Source organism: Aliiglaciecola aliphaticivorans, from assembly GCF_054782055.1.
In genome coordinates this window covers 230,576-253,121 of the sequence record NZ_BAAGTF010000019.1, presented here as the reverse complement: position 1 = coordinate 253,121, position 22,546 = coordinate 230,576, and the positions used below count along the sequence as shown (strand labels likewise).

General features: G+C 40.9%; 15 protein-coding genes. 10 read left to right on the top strand and 5 right to left on the bottom strand.

Annotation, left to right across the window (positions count from 1 at the left end; translation table 11 throughout):
* Positions 1-68: 68 nt before the first annotated feature.
* Positions 69-248: a hypothetical protein gene (locus ACYVIL_RS11450; RefSeq protein ID WP_303470116.1), complete on the bottom strand. Its 180-nt coding sequence runs from the start codon at positions 246-248 to the stop codon at positions 69-71.
* Between the two features lie 73 nt (positions 249-321).
* Positions 322-801 (bottom strand): phosphohistidine phosphatase SixA, encoded by a 480-nt coding sequence (gene sixA, locus ACYVIL_RS11445; RefSeq protein WP_460312519.1) that lies wholly within the window; start codon positions 799-801, stop codon positions 322-324.
* A 351-nt stretch (positions 802-1,152) separates the two neighbouring features.
* On the opposite strand from sixA, the gene ACYVIL_RS11440 reads away from it, so the two are divergent.
* The 3 genes from ACYVIL_RS11440 to ACYVIL_RS11430 all read left to right on the top strand — a co-directional run bounded on the left by ACYVIL_RS11440 (position 1,153) and on the right by ACYVIL_RS11430 (position 9,297).
* On the top strand, positions 1,153-3,918 hold the full coding sequence (locus ACYVIL_RS11440; protein WP_460312518.1) for an insulinase family protein: 2,766 nt from the start codon (positions 1,153-1,155) through the stop codon (positions 3,916-3,918).
* Between the two features lie 308 nt (positions 3,919-4,226).
* Positions 4,227-8,723, top strand: a complete 4,497-nt coding sequence (locus ACYVIL_RS11435; protein WP_460312543.1) for an EAL domain-containing protein — start codon at positions 4,227-4,229, stop codon at positions 8,721-8,723.
* Positions 8,724-9,066: 343 nt separating this feature from the next.
* Positions 9,067-9,297, top strand: a complete 231-nt coding sequence (locus ACYVIL_RS11430; RefSeq protein ID WP_303470126.1) for a hypothetical protein — start codon at positions 9,067-9,069, stop codon at positions 9,295-9,297.
* A gap of 116 nt (positions 9,298-9,413) precedes the next feature.
* Here ACYVIL_RS11430 and ACYVIL_RS11425 read toward each other — a convergent pair whose 3' ends face one another.
* The 3 genes from ACYVIL_RS11425 to fadI form a co-directional block, all read right to left on the bottom strand.
* Complete coding sequence (locus ACYVIL_RS11425; protein WP_303470128.1) at positions 9,414-9,611, bottom strand: hypothetical protein; 198 nt, start codon at positions 9,609-9,611, stop codon at positions 9,414-9,416.
* Between the two features lie 190 nt (positions 9,612-9,801).
* Entirely contained in the window at positions 9,802-11,991 is a 2,190-nt protein-coding gene (fadJ, locus tag ACYVIL_RS11420; RefSeq protein ID WP_460312517.1) for a fatty acid oxidation complex subunit alpha FadJ, read from the bottom strand.
* A gap of 10 nt (positions 11,992-12,001) precedes the next feature.
* Entirely contained in the window at positions 12,002-13,312 is a 1,311-nt protein-coding gene (gene fadI / locus ACYVIL_RS11415) for an acetyl-CoA C-acyltransferase FadI (RefSeq protein WP_460312516.1), read from the bottom strand.
* Between the two features lie 254 nt (positions 13,313-13,566).
* On the opposite strand from fadI, the gene ACYVIL_RS11410 reads away from it, so the two are divergent.
* The 7 genes from ACYVIL_RS11410 to ACYVIL_RS11380 are packed head-to-tail and all read left to right on the top strand — an operon-like array spanning position 13,567 to position 22,504.
* Positions 13,567-14,523, top strand: coding sequence for an AAA family ATPase (locus ACYVIL_RS11410; RefSeq protein WP_460312515.1), 957 nt, complete (start codon positions 13,567-13,569; stop codon positions 14,521-14,523).
* A 10-nt stretch (positions 14,524-14,533) separates the two neighbouring features.
* The gene (locus tag ACYVIL_RS11405; RefSeq protein ID WP_460312514.1) at positions 14,534-15,481 is read left to right on the top strand and encodes a DUF58 domain-containing protein; all 948 of its coding nucleotides are present in this window, start codon (positions 14,534-14,536) and stop codon (positions 15,479-15,481) included.
* A complete protein-coding gene (locus ACYVIL_RS11400) occupies positions 15,478-15,984 on the top strand; it encodes a DUF4381 domain-containing protein (RefSeq protein WP_460312513.1) in 507 nt (168 codons plus the stop codon). The genes ACYVIL_RS11405 and ACYVIL_RS11400 overlap by 4 nt, the downstream gene beginning before the upstream one ends.
* Positions 15,977-16,981 carry a vWA domain-containing protein gene (locus tag ACYVIL_RS11395; RefSeq protein WP_303470143.1) on the top strand — a complete coding sequence of 335 codons (1,005 nt, stop codon included), beginning with the start codon at positions 15,977-15,979 and terminating at the stop codon, positions 16,979-16,981. The genes ACYVIL_RS11400 and ACYVIL_RS11395 overlap by 8 nt, the downstream gene beginning before the upstream one ends.
* Positions 16,978-18,882, top strand: coding sequence for a vWA domain-containing protein (locus tag ACYVIL_RS11390; protein ID WP_460312512.1), 1,905 nt, complete (start codon positions 16,978-16,980; stop codon positions 18,880-18,882). Before ACYVIL_RS11395 ends, ACYVIL_RS11390 begins: the two co-directional genes overlap by 4 nt.
* Position 18,883: 1 nt before the next feature.
* Entirely contained in the window at positions 18,884-20,617 is a 1,734-nt protein-coding gene (locus tag ACYVIL_RS11385) for a BatD family protein (RefSeq protein WP_460312511.1), read from the top strand.
* Between the two features lie 33 nt (positions 20,618-20,650).
* Positions 20,651-22,504, top strand: a complete 1,854-nt coding sequence (locus ACYVIL_RS11380; protein ID WP_460312510.1) for a DUF885 domain-containing protein — start codon at positions 20,651-20,653, stop codon at positions 22,502-22,504.
* Positions 22,505-22,546 lie beyond the last annotated feature (42 nt).

Below are 22,546 nucleotides of genomic sequence, written 5' to 3'. Positions count from 1 at the left end.
ATTTATAAAATGAATAAGAGGCTGGTAGTCTGCTTAGTAGGTTAGACATAACGAAACCGATGCAACGTTTAAGATTGCTTTTGTGAACGTTTGAGCAAGATTGCCTGTTTCATTTTTTCTACGTTTTCGTTGAGGTTTGCCAGACGCACGTAAATACTTTCCAACTCATCATCATGAGTTAGTTGCGATTGTTCCACGTGCTGTTGTAAAGCCTGCTGTAAGTAAGCAGGTAAACTTTTACTAGACATAGGCCTCCCCTCAGGTTTTTATCGGAATAAAAAACAAAAACTGTAGGAATTTACACCAGAAATAAGCCGCAAACTATTCAGGGGTAAAAGTTTTCACAATGCGTCCCTTCGACTCTTCCAGATCATAATCAATACACACAATTGTACCGGTAGAAAACAATCTCAATTCTTCTATTTCGCACATTTCGTCTACCAAATAACTCACAAATGGCATATGACTAACTAATAATAATCCAGTCACATTTTGCTGCTCTTGGGCAAAATGGTCGATTGAATAATGCAATGCTTGGCAATTACCACTGGGCACTAAATCTGAATTAGAACGAATATCGGCAATCTTGGTGGCTAAGTTTACCTGCTGAAATGTCTGTTGAGCTCGCAGAAATGGACTCACCATAGCGTGACTGAGTGATATGTTAGCGTTGTTTGCAAACAATTTTAGCCAGTCTCCACTTTTTTGAGCCTGAGATATACCATAATCATTTAAAGGTCTTAATTGATCATTTTGTAAAGATGGCTCGGCTTCACCATGACGCATCACAAAAATGTACATAATTGGTCCATATACGAAGTCTTCCAACACAAACTAATGTGCAGATTATTGCTAAAAAATATATTGCCTGAATTCAATTTCATATAGTAGAGCCGAAAGACAAGAAAAACGACCTGTTTTAGCGGTTTATTTTGGAAATTAGATAATTTCACTTTTTATGGTAAGTTAACTTCGCAAACATGAGGTTTCTATTCAGATTTTATAATCTACCCACTATCAGTAAATAACTTCACTTTGCTTATGCTATGAATTTTTGCAGTTGACTATTTTTAGTAAACAAATTCTTTCAGTTTATTTAAAAAAATTTTTAATCAGTTATGCTTGTATCAAACTTCAAAGAAGGTGATTGAGTTGCTGCTAAGTACAAACGACAAGAGAACTTATTTACATGTCACCCTTGCTAATGGCTTGCGAGTATTATTGGTGAACGATACTGCATGTCGAAAATCCGCAGCTGCAGCCTGCATTCAAGGGGGTCACTTTGATGATCCTAAGCATATTCCCGGTTTAGCCCACTTACTTGAACATATGCTTTTTAACGGCAGTGAAACTTATCCAGAGGCCGACAATTTGGATAAGTACCTTTCTCCACATAGTGGCAGTGCAAACGCGTGGACAGGCACAGAATTTTCAAACTACCACTTTGATGTGACGCATTCTCACTTTCTTGAAGGCCTACAACGATTTGCCGACATGCTGTTTAAACCTTTGTTTACTCAAGCCGCCATCGAAAAAGAGATTGCTGCCATAGAGGCAGAATTTCAATTAAAAATACACGATGATTTACGGCGTTTATATCAAGTACATAAAGAAACCTGCAACCCAGATCATCCCTTCAGTAAATTTTCCGTTGGTAACCAAGATACATTTTCTGCACATTCTTTAGCAAGCATACAAACTGCATTGATTAAAATGCATGAGAAACACTATATTCCTAATAACATGACCTTATGCATAGTCAGTGAAATGTCGTTAGAAGTGCAAAAAAAGTGTGTTGAACAGACGTTTTCCCTGTTCGATTCTGGCCAAGATTTTCAACGCCCCACGCTGCCACCGTTGTACTTACCTGAACAGTTAGGTGTGAAAATCAATATTAAACCTATCAAGGATGCCCGCCGATTAATCGTCAGTTTTGCCCTACCCGATATGCAACATTACAACGCATCCAAACCATTGGAGTTTATTAGCCATTTATTAGGTGATGAAGGCAACGGCAGCCTGCTGAATCATTATAAACGACTAAATTGGGCGATGAATTTGAGTGCTGGGGGTGGGATCAATGGTAATGGTTTCAAAGATTTTAATGTCAACTTACAACTGACTAAATGTGGTGAAGACAATATTTCAGGGATTTTGAATAGCTTGTTTTACTATATCAACTTAATTGCAGAACAAGGTCTTGAAACCTGGCGTGTTAAAGAGAAAGCTATTTTAGGAAAATTAGCCTTTGAACATATTGAAAATGCGAAACCCTTAGATGAGGCAATGCAATTTTCCAATTTAATGTTTCACTACCAGGATACGGATATATTATCCGGAGATTACCTCATTACTGATTACAGCTTTCATCCCATAAAGACGTGTTTAAGCTTTATGAGTCCACGAAACATGCGCTTAAAAATAATCAGTAAAGACCTACACACAGATAAAGTAGCGAGTTGGTATGAAACCCCATATGCAATTGAGCCTATTGAACAAGATTTATTAACCGCATTATCATCTCCTAGGGCTGTAGAAGACCTTCATTTACCTTCTCCTAATCCATATATTACGGAGTCTTGTACTTTAGTAACGACCAATGAAAAATATCTTTTGCCAAGCAAAATTTTACACAATGAAAACCTGCAGGTTTGGTTTGCGCAAGATTCACAATTTAGTCAGCCTAAAGGTGATTGCTTTATTTCATTCGATTGCGAGGCGGTTACTCAAGGGATTAAAGTGTCTGCATATAAGCGACTGTGGGTAGCCCTAATGGTTGAGCATTTAAATGATCAATTCTATCACGCAGGGGTTGCAGGTTTGCATTACCACCTATATGCACACCAAGGTGGCTTCTCCATTCATACAAATGGTTATTCCCATAACCAACTTGAATTAAGTTTAAATATTTTAAACCAAATAATGGAAAATGTTGATCTACAACCCTTATTCGAACAGGTCAAACAAAAGCAACTTAAAAATCTACAAAACTCACTACTAAACAAACCTATTAACCGACTTTTTGCAAGACTATCTGGCTTGATACAGCGTTTTACATACGCCCCTTTAGAGTTGTTACCAATCGTTGAAAATGCCACTCTAGAAGACATTTATTGGCTAAAATCCCAACTGTTTAAACAGTATTCCGTGGAAGCCTTTGTATTCGGAAACTGGACGTTAGCGCAATCCAAGCAGTTTGCTAGCAGATTAGATAACCTACCGAAGCCCACACTCCCTTTAACCCAAATTAAAAGAGAAGTGGTGGATTTGAAAAATGTGATCCATTATGAAAACCAGGTATCTAGTCAACATCCAGATTCGGCAGTTGTGCTATATTTACAAACGCCTTCGGCAGATACAAAAGATGTGGCATTAACAATCTTAGTGGAACAGTTGCTGGCGTCTCCTTTCTTCCACGAAATCCGTAATGAAAAACAACTAGGCTATTTAGTAGGAAGTGGTTATTTACCCCTCAATCAACACCCGGGAATGGTGTTTTATGCGCAATCGCCAAACTACAGTGCGAATCACATATTAGCTGAAATTAAAACTTTCCTTAATGAAATCACCTCAAGTATTGATGATTATCAGGAGGTATGGTCGCATGTTAGAACTAGCGTTTCTAAACAGTTAGAAGGCAGTGACACTAATTTAACCGCGAAAGCCCAAAGATTATGGCTTGCAATCGGTAACCAAGACCTTGAATTTAATTTACAAAAAGCCATTGCCAATGCCCTGTTTAAATTAACATTTGATGATATTAAAAATTTCTGTCAAAAGCTCATAGCACCGGCTGATGTGGGAACACTTGTTCTTTATTGCTGTGGAAATAAAAATGAACCCGATGACATTCCAGCCCAAGGACAAGCGATAAAAGATTTAACTGCGTTTAAGCAACAGGCAACCTACATAATCTAAATCTTGGTACTCAACGCAAAGCACTGTTGATGTTTAGACGTTCACTATAACTGACAACTTGTATGCAATGTCATTGTTAATAAAGCCTATTTTTAGAACGGTTTTTAATCGAATTTGTAAATATTTGTTATTTATACGGTAAAGAAGTCACTCAGAACTTGTACAGTGACCTTAAATTCGGCATATTACATTTTTAGATTCGTCAAATTGCTACTGCTTTTTATGAAAAAAATAATAATAAAAAAACAAAACGCATTTTCGATAAGTGAATTTTTGATTTGAGTCGATTACTTCAATCTGTTTGGCTAATGGCAGTTTTCTTGCTGTTATCCTTCGGCCAATCCAAATCCTTCGCCAATGTAGCTGATATTCAGCTTCGTAATTTTTCAGTGCAACAAGGGCTATCGCAAAGCACTGTACTGGATATTATTGAAGATCAAGAAGGCTATATTTGGGTTGCCACTGTTAACGGCTTAAACCGGTTCAATGGTGTAGATTTCAAACAATACACAGTTAAACTGCCTGACGGAAAACAATTTCCCATCGAAATGATCCGTAAGTTATTTATCGACTCCAATAATAATCTTTGGTTTTCAAGTATTGGGGCAATTGCCAAATACATACCTGAAAAAGATAGTTTCCAAGTTTACACCCAAAACAACTCCAGCTTAAAATCCCAAAACTTTTGGGCCATAGGTGAAACCACCCAAGGCAAATTACTTTTTTCGGGCGAAAAGTCGCTATACGAATACAATCCAGAATTGGATGATTTCACCGCTCTTACCTTTAGTAATGATGTGCAGCTGAATGATTCAGTTAGAACCATTTATGCAGAAGAGCATATTATTTGGTTGGGTACGGAAAGAAACGGCATCTTCGCGGTCGATCCAAAAACCAATAAACTCTACAATTTAGAACAAGAAAATCCTTGGAATATTCATCTACAGGCTAAAAACCTTTATGACATCATAAAAATTGATGGTCAATATTGGTTAGGTACTTCAATTGGTGCGTTAGTCTTATCAGACGATTATCAAGTTGAATTACAGTTGAACGCTTCTAGAAAAGATGAACTAAAAATTATTAATAATTTGGTTCGCAGTATTGTACAAAGCGAAGATGGTAATATTTGGTTAGGTACAACTGATGGTATCAGTATCTATGATAGTGCTGAGAAAACAGTTTTTTCCATCGATCAAAATAACGGTCGCTATATTGGTCTAGTCAATCCATTTATTATCAAAGCCTTTAAAGACAGTAACAATTCCATTTGGTTTGGTACCCACACTTCTGGTCTATTTCAATACCACAAGCTATTTTCCGCGATCAAACATTTCAAAGTACTAAACGATAATATGCCAAGCATCAGTAATAGTATTTGGGCGTTTGCTGATAATGGTAATAATACCATATGGATTGCTCCATTAAGTGGTGGGGTTAGCCTTTATAGTACGCAAACCGGCGAGTTTCAGCATTTTTTGAAAAGCTCTACCACCTTAGTTTGGGATTTGGAAATTGATGCAGAGAAACGTTTGTGGCTTGCCACTGACAGTGGTATCCACATATATGAATTCAAGAACGAAAGCTTAAGCCATGTGAAATCGTTATTTTCAGGTATCCCCATCACTGAATTAGAACCCATGCAAGAAAAGTTTTGGGTAAAAGACGTCAAAGAACAGTCATTTTTAGTCGATGCCGTGGATCTAAACCAAGCCGTTAAGAAGATATCTTATAAAGGACTTAACAGTAGCGTTATTGCCCAGTTATTATCAGATAGTCAGAACAATATCTGGCTTAAAACCGATTCAGGTATCTATGTAACAGATCAAAATTATTCCAATTCTACGCGAATTTTATTGCAGAATAATTTGGACGAAGCTCAACCGGTAGTTTTCAACATTCATGAAACTGCAGATGCATTTTGGGCATCTACGGGCAAACATGGAATTTTCAAACTTGATAAACAAACCTACGCGCCCGTAGAACAAATTCATCCTCGTGGATACAGTGGTAAAGGCATAGTAGTTAACTCTGTATTAGATACCCAAAATCAAACATCAGTATGGCAAGGTAGTCAATCTGAGATATGGCAAATCTCCCTGGAAACCGGTGAATTACTGCAAACCATTCCCAGGCAAACATTGGATTACAATGATTTAAATCAAGGCGCTACCTTGATGACTCAAGAAGGCATGTTGTTTTTTGGCGGCACCGATGGCTTCCATGTATTTAACCCAGAGAAGCTAACCGATTTAACCTTTCGCAACATCGACAATTTACAGACTTTACCTAAGTTAGACTCACCAAAACTGACTGAATTAAGGATCCACAATAAGCCTGTTGCCATAGGTGTTGAAGGTTCTCCTTTAACCAAACCACTAAACTTAACCAACAATATTTCACTGTCTTACGAAAATATTCCCTTCGCAGTTTATTTTAGTAACGTAAATTCGCTGTACCAAGATGAGTTGAATTATCGATATCGATTGCTGGGTTGGAGAGACACTTGGATTGAAACAGGCAACAACGAGAAGTTTGCCTCGTTTTCCATAGAAACCTATGGAAACCATGTATTTGAAGTACAAGGCAGGATTGGTAAAGGACCTTGGTCTGACTCCGCTAGACTGAATATTGAGATTGCCCCACCATTTTGGCTTGACACGCCAGCGATGGCTCTATACGGCATGTCAGCGATATTAATATTACTTTTGATGTTACGTCAATATAGTCGTAAACGGGCCGTGCAAAATGCGATTAAAGAAAGCGAAGAGCGCTTAAAACTGACGCTTTGGAGTAGTGGCGATGAACTGTGGGACTGGGATGTATACCGTGGTCAGGTATATCGAGCCAATACATGGGGAACCATGGATTTCCCCCAGGACGATATTCGTTCAAATTCATCTTATCAAGCAAATATTCATCCCAATGACATGGTGCGCGTGCAAGAGGCTTTAAAAACTCATATAGATAAAAAGTCTGATTATTTTCAAGTTACCTATCGAGCTCGCACCTTTAAAGGTGATTGGGTATGGATTTTGGATAGAGGCATGATTGTCAAACGGGACAATAACGATCAACCCATAAGAATGACCGGAACCCTGAAGAACATCAGCCATCTTAAACAAGCTGAAGAACAACTCAAACTCTATAAACGTTCAATTGAAACCATTTCCGATGGTGTTTTTATTGCCGATACAAGCTTTCACTTTATTTCCGTTAACCAGTCGTACTGTGAATATACCGGTGAGACACGGGAACAAGCTTTGGCAAGCTACCTAAAATTTAATCAATACCCTGAAGCGTTTACCGAAGAGGTGAAAAAAGCCTTACGGCAAAAAGGCAACTGGAATGGCGAGGTTGAATCTACAAGGGCCAATGGCGAACGCTATGAAATGGAGCTAAATGTAGATGCCATTCATGGAGAAGATGGGAAAACAACCCATTACGTCGGTGTATTTTCGGATATCACCTCTCGTAAAAGTACGGAAAAAGAGTTGCTTAAACTCGCGAATACCGATCCGCTTACGGAAATGCCAAACCGCTCGTTTTTCCAAGCTAGCCACTATAATTTAGTGCGCAAAGACGTTCCCCATGCCCTCGTTTGTTTAGACATGGACAACTTCAAAAAGATCAATGATTCTTTGGGTCACCAAACCGGTGATATTCTCATTAAGCAAATTGGTAAAAGGCTGCAAAAAATTACCGGCAACAATGCTACCTGTTACCGTTTAGGCGGAGATGAATTTAGTATTCTGGTAGACCGAGAAGAAGATATGCAGCGCATAAATCATTATGCACAGCGGATTTTAGATCAGATGGCCCATCCATTTTTAATCAACAAACAAGAATTTGTATTGGGTGCCAGTGTTGGTATCGCATTTTATCCCGAAGACGGCACCTCAACCCAGGAGCTGTTGAAAAACTCTGATACAGCGATGTACTTTGCGAAAAATGCTGGGGGAAATAAATATCAATTCTTCAGTGGTGAAATGAATCAAAACGCAGTCCGTCAGTTACAAATTGAAAACCTAATTCGTTACGGTTTAAAAGACGATTTATTTACTGTTTTCTATCAACCTAAGGTTGATATTGCAACGGGTAGATTAGTTAGTATGGAAGCCTTGGTGCGCTTTGAACATCCAGATAAAGGCATTGTAAGCCCAGCTCAATTTATCCCTTTAGCGGAAGAGACAGGCCAAATTATTGATATTGGTGAACAAGTGCTTCGCAAGGCCTGTGAAGATACAAAACGCTGGGTATCCCAAGGATTATTTACTGGACGTGTTGCGGTGAACATCTCAGCTCGGCAATTTGAATTACCCGATCTTGATGATCGTATTTCTCGTATCTTACAAAAAGTCGGTTTGTCACCATTACATTTAGAGTGTGAGATAACTGAAGGAACCTTAATGCAAAACCCTGAGCAAGCCTTGCAGATGATGCAAAGATTACGTGAAAAGGGGATCCACTTAGCATTAGACGATTTTGGGACGGGATATTCATCCTTGGCCTATTTAAAGAAGTTTCCACTCAACACCTTAAAAATTGATAAAGCCTTTATTGACGATATCGCCATTAGTAGCGTTGACAAACACATGACAGCGGCAATTATAAATATCGCACACAACTTAGGCTTGAAAGTGGTTGCTGAAGGGGTTGAACAAGAAAAGCAATTAGAGATCCTTAGCCTTTATGATTGCGAAATGTTGCAGGGATATTTGTACAGTAAACCCCTCAACGCCACCAAATTTGAACGCTTGCTAACCGAGAACGTGCACATTAGCCAGTTTATTGGCAGCCAATAAATCCCCCTGTTTCCGCTAGTTCCATTCAAACCAGTACTCCCTCCCCTTACCGTCATTTGTCAAAATTTGGACGGCAAAATTTTGACCTATCCACTTATTTAGGTGTATCAAAATTTTGTATTTTCAATAAAATTTTAAAAATAGTAAAAAAATCATATAAATTTTAAACCATTGTTTTTATTATACATTTTTAAATAACCAGAACAAAAAACCACCTAATAAAGGTAAAATATTTCAACAAATCCTAAAGTTGGCATATTCCTCGCAGATATATACTTGATTGACAAAAAATTGTCAGTTTTAAAAATAAAATAATTTAAAAGTATCAAAGAGGAACCGAACGATGTTAAAAGCTTATGCTGTAGCACTCATGCTAACGACTACTCCTGCAAGCGCAAATTTAGATGGCGCAAACATTGCGGAGCAGCAAAAAACTGTATCAACTGCTTCAAATAAGGCTCTTAAGCCTGGTGGCGGTATTGGATTCGACTCAAACAAGGCTCTTAAGCCTGGTGGCGGTATTGGATTCGACGCTAACAAAGCCCTTAAGCCTGGAGGCGGCATTGGTTTTTAAGTGCTAATGCATTGGAATTTATAACATGACATGGACAGTATTTGAAAAAAGAGAGGTCAATCCTCTCTTTTTTTTATTTGTTTGTTACTAACGTTTGGCTATTAAATTTACAGAATTTAGACTCGACACAATACGTTATTAAAACCACGAGATTGACGTAAAGCTGCTCGCTGAGAAATTGAAAACATGGGGAATATCATCGGACCAAACATAAGGCCTGCAACCGCCCACTTTTTTGCTGGCAACGCACTTTTAAAAGCTTCGATATAATAATACGCGCTAAAAACCACACAGCTCAGTATCGCTAAAATCATTCTACCTACCAAAGTTGCATTTCAATTGCGCGAATTATACTCAAGTCAGTTTGCGAAACCAGACGTTTTAGTAATATCAAATAAAAAAGTCGAGCAAAGCCCGACTTTTAACAATTAAATTACATTTTAGACATTATTAACTAAACTTAATAATTACCACTCACTTAAAATTAGTAATAAATTCAGTAACTCAATAGAAAGTTTGATCATTTTCTGCCATTTCAACTAATTTAGTTGCTGGAATATACTTATCTCCAAACTTATTCTGGTAAAACTGCAGACGTTCAACAACTAATTTTGCGCCTAACTTATCCATATAGTGAAAAGGACCGCCAAGAAAGGGTGGAAAGCCTATGCCAAAGATTGCGCCGATATCGCCATCCCTAGGGTTGCGAATGACCCCCTCTTGCAAACATATAACTGCTTCATTAAGCATTAATAAAACACAGCGTTCAGATATATCGACTGCGCTTAAACTTTGCTGGGGCGTAATACCTAAAAGTTCATAGACACTCTCATCGACTTCTTTTCCTGCATTTTTCCCTGAATAATTGTAAAAACCACGCTTATTCTTTTTGCCTTTGCGATCATCTGCTAGCACTTTATCAAACGCATCTGCCGACTTAAAACGCTCGCCAAACTGGGCCATCAAAATAGGGATTATTTTAGTACCTACATCTATACCTACTTCATCAAGCAACTTAACCGGGCCCACTGGAAATCCAAATTTAACTAAAGATTTATCGATATGTTCAATGGGCTCGCCTGATAAAAGGATATTCGCGGCTTCGTTCATATAAGGAGCAAGTATTCGGTTAACATAAAAACCAGCCCCATCTTTGACAACTATAGGTGTTTTACCCTGTTTTCGGGCTAACTCTACAGTAGTAGATATGGTTTGGTCAGAAGTCTTATCGTGGGCTATCACCTCGGCAAGGGGCATTTTGTCTACAGGTGAGAAATAATGCAGACCTATTACTTGTTCTGGACGAGCAGCCTTTTCAGCAATTTGACCAATGGGAATGGAAGAGGTGTTAGAAGCAAAAATAGTATTTTCATTACAATTTTCTTCTACATCTTTGACCATTGCCTGTTTAAGGTCAAGATCTTCAAAAACAGCCTCAATGACAACGTCAACATCTTTAAAACCTGAGTAATCAACACTGCCAGTTAACAATGACATTTGTTGTTGCATTTCTGACTTTCGCATAAAACGACGTTTGACTTTTTTATTGAGAAGGTCATACGAATATTTCATCGCATTTGCTACGCCTTCTGAGCGTATATCTTTAATTCTAGCGGGCAAGCCAGCTTTAGTAGCAGTCACAAAAGCAATGCCACCGCCCATTAAGCCACCACCTAAAACGCCGACTTTTTTCAACTGACCTGGCTCGACACCACTGACACCGGTTTCTTTTTTCATTTCAGTGGTAGCGAAAAAGATATTTCGCAGCTGTTCAGATTCAGGGGTCATGACCAAGTAAGCAAAGTTCTTCGCCTCTACTGTCATACCCGCCTGTATTCCTTTATTGATGCCCGTTTCGATACAGTCAATAATCAGCTCAGGTGCCGGATAGTTACCCTTTGTTTTGCTTAGGGTTTGTTTTCTAGCTTGTTTGAAAAGGGTGTTTCGTCCTATGGGCGTTTTTTCTAAGAATTGACTGGTCAAATTCATTTTGACCGGTTTACGTTGAGGTTTTGCCGTTAAGGCCCTTTCTATCGCCACATCCATTAGGATTGAGCGAGGTACCATATCGTCAACAATTCCGTATTTTAACCCTTGTTTAGCACGGACTGGCGCACCAGTGAGCATCATTTTCATGGCTTGCTGAATACCAATTAAACGGGGTAAGCGTTGCGTCCCGCCACTGCCAGGTAATAAACCTAACTGTACTTCTGGCAATCCCAATTGTGTTTTCTTATCGTCACTGCATACCCTTGAGTGACAGGCTAATGCCAACTCAAGCCCACCGCCTAATGCAGGGCCGTGAATTGCGGCAACAAAATGAACTCGCATATTCTCGATGCGTTGGAAGATTTTCTGGCCACCTGTGGCGATCACTTCAACGTCATGGGCAGTTTCACACGAAGCCAACATACTAATGTCTGCCCCGGCAACAAAAGAGCTCTCTTTGCCGCTGACAACCACCACGCCTTTGATTTTACTATTACTTTCGATTTCATCTAACATGACTGAAATTTGTTCTGCAAATTCCATTTTTAGCGTGTTCATCGACTCACCTGGCACATCGATAGTCAAAATCGCAACGCCATTATCTTGCACGTCCAGGGTGAAGGCACTATCTTGTTGAGATGCTTTAGGTGCTTGAGTTTCTTGGTTTACTTGTGTTTCTTCAGTTTCTTTATTTACTTTATCCACGTAATTCCCCTTACTCTGTTTCAACAATCATAGCGGCACCCAGTCCGCCAGCAGCACATGCCGTCACTAAACCAGCTCCACCACCTTTGCGGTTGAGGTCATTCAACATTTGGGTAATCATCCGCGTGCCTGTTGCTGCAAATGGGTGCCCATAAGCAATTGAACTTCCCATTTGATTAAATTTATCCATATCAATTTCACCCGTAGCCTTGCTTCGGCCTAACTTTTCTTGTGCAAATTTGTCACTTGCAAACATTTTAAGGTTCGCCAATGTTTGCGCAGCGAAGGCTTCATGCATTTCAATCAAGGTTAGGTCATTTAAGCTCATTCCAGCTCTATCTAATGCGATAGGCGAAGCATAAGACGGCCCCATCAGCATATCTTCCCACACATCTATGGCAGAAAATGCATAACTGCGAATGAAACCCAGTGGTGTATAACCTAATTCTTTTGCGCGACTTTCAGTCATCATAACGATGGCAGAAGCCCCATCGGTTAATGGCGTGGCATTTGCCGCGGTGACAGTTCCGTGCTTCTTATCAAAAAAGGGGCGAAGCTTGGCGTAACCTTCTAAGGTGGAGTCAAACCTCACATTATTGTCTTTCTCCAGAGCTCCTTTATAGGGTTCTGCGTAAGCTGTCATAACTTCATCGGCTAAATTTCCTTCATTCCAGCTCTTCGCAGCAAGCGAATGAGACCGGTGAGCAAGGGCATCTTGATCCTGCCGTGAAATATTGTGGGTTTTGGCCATTTGCTCTGCGGTTTGTCCCATGGATAATCCCGTGGAATATTCGGCAACGGCGGGCGGAACGGGCAATAAGTCTTTAAAACCGAGCTTTTTAAACACATTCCACTTTTGTCCAAGTGTCTTGGTTTTTTGCAGGTCTGTTAGGGCTCTCGCTAAGTTTTTAGACACACCAATTGGCGACACCGAAGTAGAATCGGCTCCACCCGCTATACCAACAGCTATATTGCCAGCCATCATAGATTCAGCGATATTAACAGTGGCTTGGAAGCTAGTGGCACATGCTCTGGAAACTGAATATGCATCTGTGTGAACGTTCATTCCTGTGCCCAACACGATCTCTCGAGCAATGTTCGGCGCTTCTGGCATTTGCACAACTTGACCGTATACTAATTGCTCAACCAAATTAGCGTCTAGGTTATTTCGGGTCATCATTTCATTTACGACTAACTTCCCCAAATCAACAGCGGGCACGCCGTGAAAATACGTCGCCATTTTCGCAAAAGGTGTGCGTAGTCCCGCGACTATGGCAATCCTGTCGCCACTGCGGGTAGTAACTGTTTGTTTTGCTGACATTGTTTGTCCTCGTTTTATGCTAGCCAGAGTGGTCTGACCTGTAAAATATAAAGCAATTGTACAGAGTGTTAGATAAAATTCAAATTCTAGTTAAGAAATTAACTTTTCGCATAGATTCATTCCTATTTATCTGATTTGTAACATTGTATTTCGAAAAGGGAACCTTATATAAAAAGATGTGTCAGTATGTAGCGCAAAATGCAGATCGCATTTATCAAATTTTATCCTTTATTCATCCTAGTTAGGACAAATTAATGGCAGTTGAACAATTCAAACGACTACAAGCGTATTTAGATTCGCAAGTCATCGGACAAAACAACCTAACCCACAATATAATGATTGCTTTGTTGGCAAATGGACATCTGTTGGTTGAAGGTCCTCCTGGACTCGCTAAAACGCGTGCAGTTAACGCGTTAGCCCAGGGTGTCGAAGGAAATTTTCACCGCGTACAATTTACGCCAGATCTGCTTCCTGCCGATTTAACAGGTACAGATATCTATCGTCCTGAGACGGGCGAATTCGTTTTTCAAAAAGGGCCTTTGTTCCATAACCTAGTGCTTGCAGATGAAATCAATCGTGCGCCAGCGAAAGTACAATCCGCGTTATTAGAAGCCATGGCAGAAAAACAAATCACTGTGGGTAACAAAACCTATCCGCTGTCAGACCTATTTCTAGTTATGGCCACACAGAATCCCATCGAGCAAGAGGGAACGTATCCATTGCCAGAAGCTCAGCTTGACCGTTTCTTGATGCATTTGGAAATTGATTACCCTGGAGCAGAAACTGAGTTAGAAATTTTACGCTTAACCCGCGGCGAAGCCCTTGGTAGCCAAAGCGTTAATGCTGAGATTATGAATAAAGCGGATATTTTTGCTGCGCGCAAAGAGGTACTGCAAATTCATTTAGATGAGGCACTAGAAAATTACATAGTTGAACTGATCATAGCCACACGCACGCCCGAAAAATATGATCCGCAACTGGCGACGTGGATCGAATTTGGTGCTAGTCCAAGAGCAACGATTGCGTTAGATAAGTGTGCTAGAGCGCATGCTTGGTTAATGGGACGAGATTTTGTAGGTCCTGACAATATTCGTGCGGTATTCCACAATGTTTTACGCCATAGAATTTTGCTAAGTTATGAAGCCGAAGCTGAAGGAATTGATGCAAATCAGCTGCTGGACCGCATTTTAACACTTGTTCCAGTACCATAGGTTTTACCCTATGCAAGATGTATCAAACTGGTTAACTCGGTTAAATGCTGATGGTGTTTCCCTCAACATCAAGCAGCTATTGTATTACCAGAAAAAAACGAGCTTACTTAATTTAGCGCCCCGTAAAACCATTCAATCAAAGTTGGCTGGTAGCTACTTAGCGAAAACCAAAGGGCGCGGGATGGAATTTGATGAAGCGCGCCACTACCAACCCGGAGATGACATTAGAGCCATCGATTGGCGAGTGACGGCCCGTTCTGGCAAAACCCATACAAAGCTATACCGAGAAGAAAAAGAACGACCTATTTTTATCTTGGCAGATCTTTCTCCGAGTATGCACTTCGGTACCCAATTATTTTACAAATCAGTACAAGCAGCCCATTTAGCTGCCCTTATTGCGTGGTCAGCTACTAATCGTGGAGACCGAATTGGTGGTTTGGTTTTTAACCAACATCAACATCGGGAGTTCAAGCCGCTAACCCGGAAAAAAGCGGTATTAGGCCTGCTTCACGGCTTAGTTGAGGTTCATCAGCCCAATGACTTAGAGCCTGGAAGTTTTCAATTCTCTGATGCTTGCGCCCGTTTGCGAAGACTCGTTCATCCGGGTAGCTTAGTATTCGTTCTCAGTGATTTCCAAAACCTAAATGAAGGGGCAAAACAGCACTTAAGCCGCATCTCAAGACACAGTGAAGTGATTGCATACTCAATAACCGATCCCTTTGAACATGATTTACCTAAGGTTACCAATTCACAAACGGTTGAGATTACCGACGGATTTGATCAACAAACCTTAGTGCTGGGAGAAAAAACGGTTTCTCAACAATACCATCGTTCACATCAACGTCAGTTTGAACAAATATCCCGTATATTGCAGCAAAGCAAAACCCAGTTATTAAATGTTAGTGCTGCCAGTCCTATCGAACAACAGCTAGTTGGAAAACGTGGAGATAATGCATGAATCCACTAGATCAGTTAGCCGACATTCAGCTTCCTCAAGAGGTGAGCATATGGCCCCTCGCTTGGGGATGGTGGATATCCGCTATTTTCGTTTTAATCGCTGTAATGGCTATTGTTTATGCCACGCGACGCTACATGCTTAATCGTCAGGCGAAAAAGGCCGCCCTTGCGGAGCTATCGGCTATCGACTTAAAGCAGAAAAAAGCAATTTCGCAAATTAACATTGTGCTAAAACGCGCAGCCTTAAGTTACTTTCCAGCAGACTACATTGCGCCTTTGCACGGCCCACAATGGAGCGCATTTTTAATTTCTCAATTATCACCCAAACAGCAACAACGTCTTGAGTCGCAGCTGCAAGGACTAGTTAATTCATTGTATCAGGATGCCCCCTCAATCAGTGCAGAACAAGCTTTCTCAACTGCAAAGGTATGGTTATCTTCGGGGTTACCACCAAAGCGCAAAACAAATCTCTCTGCTGATTTGAAGGAGGCGGCAAATGTTTGAGTTTGCTTGGTGGTGGGTATTGTTTGCATTACCCCTTCCGTTATTAGTGTTATTACTGCCTAAAAAAGAAAGACAGCAAGGGGCCGCGTTACGTGTGCCAGCGTTAACTGCGAATATACAAACAAACAGCAGAAAAACCGGCCCTAATCGGTTTAATTTGCTATTAGCGACGTTGGCTTGGATTGCATTAGTTCTTGCAGCTGCACGTCCTCAGTGGTTGGGTGAGCCAGTTAATATTCCCTCCCAGGGACGAGATCTCATGTTAGCGGTAGATCTATCTGGCAGTATGAATCAAGAAGATATGGTGGTGAATGGTCGCCGCGTCAATCGTTTAATTATGATTAAAAGCGTATTGAGTGATTTTATTGAACGCCGTGTTGGCGATCGACTTGGTTTAATCTTGTTTGCTGACACGGCATATTTACAAGCTCCCCTCACCTATGATCGAAAAACCGTTGAGCAACTGCTCCTAGAGAGTCAGATTGGCTTAGTAGGCGAGCAAACTGCAATTGGCGATGCCATTGGACTTTCGATAAAACGTTTTGCGAGTAAAGAAGAGTCTAACAAAGTCATTATTTTGTTGACCGATGGCCAAAACACCGCGGGCAATATTACGCCCGCTCAGGCCAATGAATTGGCCATCAATAATGATGTCACTGTGTATACCATAGGTGTGGGTGCAGACTCGATGATTACCCAAGGATTTTTTGGACAACGTCAAACTAACCCATCAAGAGATCTAGATGAAAAAATGCTAACTGAATTGGCAGAATCAACCGGTGGCCAATACTTTAGAGCCAAAGACACGCAATCTTTGCAACAAATTTATAGCATTTTAGATGCCTTAGAGCCGATTGAAAGAGACAATCGACAAATGCGTCCATTACAAGCACTGTACTTCTACCCGTTAATGCTGGCGCTTATTCTTAGTGCTCTAATTGGCCTGAAAAGCGTTTTGCCGTGGATAAACCAGCGTCTATTTAGGAGGCAACAATGATAGATTGGAATAGCTTCCATTTTTTGCGACCTGAATGGTTTTTTGGATTAATTCCATTGCTGTTGTTACTCGTACTATTGATGAACATACATAGACGTCAATCTGGTTGGCAGTCAGTAGTGGCCAGTCACCTATATCAACACCTTATTGCAGAAAAAGGCAATCGCCAAAGACGCCCTCCATTGAGTCTAGTGGCGTTGGGGTGGATTATTGCGGTTACCGCCTTGGCCGGTCCTACTTGGGAACGACTTCCTCAGCCAGTGTTTCAGCTCAGTGCAGGAAAAGCCGTGGTTTTAGATATGTCCATGTCTATGCGTGCCACAGATTTAAAGCCTGACAGATTAACCCGGGCAAAATACAAAGCCATAGACTTAATTAATGAAATCTCAGAAGGTGATGTAGGATTGGTCGCTTATGCCGGTGATGCGTTCACCATCAGCCCATTAAGCTCAGATGCCCAGAACTTGACCACCTTACTGCCAAGTCTAACACCGGAAATAATGCCGGTTGCAGGTAGTGAACCCTATTTGGGCCTTAAAATGGCAGCCGATTTATTGAAAAATGCAGGATTTTTAGAAGGCGAAATTTTTTGGATCACTGACGGTGTGGAAGTTTCTCAACTCGCTGAACTCAATAGTTACATTGAAAGTTTACCCTATCGAATTTCCATATTGGGAGTAGGCACGGCCCAAGGCGCGCCTATTCAATTACTTGATGGTGATTTTTTAAAAGATAATAGAGGCGCTATTGTGGTACCTAAAATGGACGCACAAATGTTGTCAGGTTTAGCCCGCAAAAGCGGTGGTAAATTTTATGCTATTTCGGCCAATGACAGTGATATTCAATATTTAACCCAACAAAGTTTAATTAATCGCGAAACCGCATCGAACAAAGATGACAGTGAACAATTTGGCGATGAATGGCAAGAAGCCGGTCCATATTTATTATTGCTCCTATTGCCCCTTGCAGCTTTTGCATTTCGACGCGGTTACCTGACTGTCTTTGTTGTTATGCTAGTGGGCAGCTCGTTAGTGCCTCAACCGGCATTTGCTGAGGGTTGGCAAGATTGGTTTAAAAACAGCGACCAAAGAGGTTTGGAAGCACTGCAGCAAGAACAGTATGAACAAGCTGCAAAAGAGTTTGCAAGTCCTATGTGGCAAGGTGCCGCCCTTTACAAACAAGGCAATTATCAAGCAGCATTGGATGCATTTTCACAAGCTGAAGGGCCTCAGGCTCTTTACAATCAAGGGAATGCATTAGCCCAGCTTGGGGAGCTCGACGAAGCCATAAAACGGTACGAAGATGTTTTAAAGCTGCAACCAGAGCACCCGGAAGCACTAAAGAACAAGGAAATTCTTGAGCAGCTAAAAGAACAGCAAGAACAACAAGAGCAAGAGCAACAACAACAGCAAGATCAACAAAGTGACGACTCTGAAAATCAACAATCAGACGATCAACAGTCTGAACAACAAGACAGTCAAAATCAGCAAGATCAGCAGTCTCAACAGGATCAACAAAGCCAAGATCAGCAAAATCAGGAATCTCAGCAGGATCAACAAAACCAAGAACAACAGCAATCGCAGAATGAACAAGACTCTGATCAGAAGCAACAAGATCCACAACAAAGTGATTCTGAGCAAAATGATTCACAGCAGAATCCACAATCAGAGCAACAAGAATCTGAACAAGAGCAAGACACTGAACAGCAACAAACCGCTGAACAACTTCAGCAAGCAGAAGAAAGCATGACGGATGAAGAGCGTGAGGAAATGCAGAGATTACAAAACTTATTAAATCGCGTCCCCGATGATCCGTCTTTTCTGTTAAAGCGCAAAATGCAATTGGAAAATCAACAACGACGTCGTCAACGCACGCCAAGCCAGTCGAAGAGGAATTGGTAACATGTTAGTTAAATTGTTCACCCGAAAAACCCTTTTATTTACCTTGTTAGTGTTTAGCTTAATCAAGGTATCTAGCGTGTTTGCTCAAGTTGATAGTGTCACCGCCAGTGTAGATAAAAACCCAGCGATGGCGGATGAATCTATTGTTCTGACAGTGGTCGCTTTTGGTTCTGCTAACAACGCAGATTTTGATCCTAGCGTGTTGGAAGAAGATTTCGTTGTTGGTCGGACATCGGTAAGCAGTCAAACACGTGTCGTCAATTTTGATACCACCCGCTCGACAACTTGGACAACTATTTTAATCCCTCGCCAAGAAGGCACCTTCACCATTCCGGCTTTTAATGTAGGCGGGAAGTCGACACAACCCATAACCGTTAGAGTCATTCCTGTTTCAGCGGCAAGCAATAGTAAGGCACGGGAAGCCTTTATTACTGCCGAAGTCGATGTTGGCCAACCTTATGTACAACAAATGGTGAAATATAAGGTAAAAATTCACCTTGCCACCAGTTTACAACGGGGAAGTTTATCTGAACCTACGTTGGACAACGCAGATATTAGTCTTATTGGGAAAGATAAAGATTACTCTGAAATTGTCGATGGTCAGCGGTATCGCATAATCGAACGCAATTACGCGGTAATTCCGCAAACTAGTGGGCAAGTCAAAATAAAAGGTCCCTTATTCGAAGCCGAAGTAATTGATCGCAGTCAAAATAGTTTTAGTTATTTTAATCAAACCAGACCTATTAACCGTGTGGCTCCAGATATAGTTTTAGATGTTCAATCCATTCCATCAGATTTTGACGGACATTGGTTACCCAGCGAATTTGTGCAGTTAAATGAAGAATGGCAGCCCGACTTATCGCAAGCTAAAGTAGGTGAACCTATTACCCGCACCCTAACCTTATCGGTATTAGGTGTTTCTGAACAACAATTACCGGAAATTGCTGGCCAATACCCACCTAACTTTAAGGTATATCCTGATCAAGCAACAACCGCGTCGGTAACGAGAGATGATAACGTGATTGCGCAACGTGTTGAAAATATTGCAATCATTCCTAACCGAGCGGGAAACTTTGTATTACCCCCAGTAAAAGTGGCTTGGTTTAATACGCTTACTAAGCAAACCGAATACGCAGAGTTACCGGCTCGTAGCATAGAAGTGGCAAGCTCGGCGCCTTCGAATCAAGGTAATTCGTTACCTGAAGCGCAAAACCCATTAATAGAAACTCAGTCGCCTCCCAGTATTGACAGTCCCGCAAGCGGGCCACTGGAACCCCAAATTGTCACCGTCACCGAAAAATCTATTTGGAGTATCAGCAGCTGGGTTTTACTGGTAATTTGGTTATTGACCTTAGCGCTATGGTGGTTTACCCGCCGTCCAAAATCAATCTCACATGCTAACCAACAAACTCTGAGTACCAACGAGTCTGAGTCAGAAAACTGGAAGTTACTGAAAGCCGCCTTGAAGAGACACAAATCAAATGAAATATATCCAGCATTATTAAAATGGCAGTCTAGCGTGACAGAAACTTATGGCGCAACAATACTGGATGAAAATGCTATAACAAACTCAGATCTACAAGAAGAATTGAAGACAATGTTCGCTAGCCAATATGCCCAAGGTGACAAACAGTGGAAAAGTGATACCCTATCAACTGCGCTAACGACTATACGTCAAAAAATAATAAAAAATAAGAAGAATGCGCCTTCGTTGCATCCCCTTTATGCTTCCTAAGGGATTGCGCCATAACGCCAGGAAAACTACATCATGAAAACATTACAAAAATTTATTCCTTTAAGCCTAATTTCACTCGGACTTATTGCTTGCTCAGAACCTGCGCCAAAGGTCACATCAGACACGCAAACCCAGGTCGAAAAACAGCTAACTGAACAAGTCAATCTCAGTGAATCAGAAAGGCTCGCAGCCTTTTTTGCAGATATGTTCGAAGCAGATTTAAAACGCTCGCCGATGTCACAAAGCTATTTGGGTTATAAGTGGGATTACGGTAAATGGGACGACATTTCAGACCAAGCCGCTGATACAGATATCGCCATTATGCAGCAAAGGCTAAAAGACTTAGAAGAATTTGATCCAGAGCAACTTAGTCAACAAGAAAAAATGAGCTTGGAAATTGCCAAAGTCGATATTCAACGTCGGTTGGAAAATGACAAGTTTAGGCATCACACTTATATAATGGATCAGTTTCGCGCCTTTCATACTGTAGTACCGAGTTTTTTGGTGAACATTCACAGAGTAGGTAATCTTGAAGATGCTCAAGCCTATATATCTCGCTTGGATAAAGTAGATGAATTATTTGCGCAAGTAATAGAGCAACTAAAAATTAGACAAGAGTTAGGGGTTTTTCCACCGAAATGGTCTTATGATCAAATGATTCAGGCATCGCAAAATGTGATTAGCGGTAACCCATTTATCGAATCAGCAGAAGACTCCACCATATGGAAAGATTTTCAAGAGAAGCTAGCAGCGTTAGATATTTCCAACGCCGAGAAGACAGGTCTGAAAAAACAAGCTAGAGATGCATTACAAGAATCTGTTTTACCTGCTTACCAAGCACTTATTAGCGAGCTAGAAATTCAACGTGACTTATCTCCCGAGGGAGATGGCGTTTGGCGCTTACCCGATGGAGATAAATGGTATGACAATCGTTTGGCTTGGTTTACCACTACCGACCTCAGTGCCCAGGAAGTTCACGATATAGGTCTTAAGCATGTGGAGCGTATCCACGGTTTGATGCAAGAAATTATGGATAAAGTGAATTTTGATGGCTCACTGCAGGACTTCTTCACTTTCATGCGTACCAGTGATCAATTCTACTACGCCAATGATGATACTGGCCGTGAACAGTATCTAGCTGATGCCACTGCCCTAATCAACGAAATGAAAAATACAATCCCAGAATATTTTGGATTAATGCCACAAGCGGAAATGATAGTGAAGCGCGTTGAACCTTTCCGCGAAAAATCTGCGGGCAAAGCATTTTATCAAAGCCCTTCTAAAGATGGCTCACGACCAGGGAGTTACTACGCGAACCTGTACAATATGAAAGATATGCCAACCTACCAAATGGAAGCTTTAGCCTATCATGAAGGTATTCCTGGCCATCATATGCAACGTGCAATTGCCCAAGAATTAGAAGGCATCCCTGAATTCCAAAAATATGTGTCTTTCACTGCATATACTGAAGGTTGGGGCTTATATTCCGAAGAATTAGCCAAAGATATGGGATTCTATCAAGATCCGTATTCTGACTTTGGACGTTTAGCCATGGAACTCTGGAGAGCGTGCCGTCTAGTGGTAGATACCGGTATTCATTCGCAAAAATGGAGTCGTGAAAAAGCCATACAGTATTTGGTTGAAAATACACCCAATCCCGAGGGTGACTCCGTAAAAGCAATTGAACGTTATATTGCCATGCCGGGTCAGGCCACCGCTTATATGATAGGTAAATTAAAAATCATGGAACTGCGTGCTTATGCGCAACAAACCCTTGGCGACAAATTTGATATACGAGGATTTCATGATGAAATCTTAAAAGACGGCCCTGTGCCCCTTAATATCTTAGAAGATAAGATAAACGCTTGGGTAACAAGTCAGCAATAAATTGACTACCTACCTATAGTATTTGTTGAAAAATCCGGTATC